This window comes from Bartonella sp. AA2SXKL (assembly GCF_042197205.1).
Lineage (GTDB): Bacteria > Pseudomonadota > Alphaproteobacteria > Rhizobiales > Rhizobiaceae > Bartonella.
This window is the reverse complement of record NZ_JBHIRN010000177.1, coordinates 1-667: the sequence shown is the minus strand read 5'-3', so window position 1 is coordinate 667 and position 667 is coordinate 1. Positions and strand designations below refer to the sequence as shown.

The 667-nt window shown below is 48.3% G+C and carries 1 protein-coding gene; it reads right to left on the bottom strand.

The window, feature by feature from the left end:
• On the bottom strand, window positions 1–667 hold a 667-nt coding region (locus tag ACFINS_RS10535), incomplete at both ends, for an ATP-dependent metallopeptidase FtsH/Yme1/Tma family protein (RefSeq protein ID WP_375706240.1).

The window sequence follows — 667 nt, the reverse complement described above, 5'->3', positions numbered from 1 at the left end:
AATCCTGGCGTTCCTCTTGCCAAAACTTTCAGATCCACGTTAGGAGCTAGAGGCACATTGCGCACATGGACTTTCAAGATTTGTTCACGCCCAGAAACATCAGGGTTTGGCACAACAACTTGCCGATCAAAACGTCCTGGTCTTAACAAAGCAGGATCGAGCACATCGGGACGGTTTGTTGCAGCAATGAGAATAATACTTTCATTGGGTTCAAAGCCATCCATTTCGACAAGCAACTGGTTTAAGGTCTGCTCCCGTTCATCGTTCCCGCCTCCTAATCCGGCGCCCCGATGGCGCCCGACAGCGTCGATTTCACCGATCAAGATAATACAGGGAGCATTTTTTTTAGCCTGTTCGAACATATCCCGCACGCGACTTGCCCCAACACCGACGAACATTTCGACAAAATCGGACCCTGAAATAGTAAAGAACGGTACATTGGCTTCACCAGCGACGGAGCGAGCCAGCAAGGTTTTACCAGTTCCAGGAGGACCAACAAGCAAAACGCCGCGTGGAATACGTCCACCTAAGCGTTGAAATTTTTGTGGCTCACGTAAAAATTCGACAATTTCCTGTAGATCTTGTTTTGCTTCTTCAACACCAGCAACATCCTGAAAGGTAACGCGCCCCTGCGCTTCATTGAGCAATTTTGCTTTTGATTTGCCAA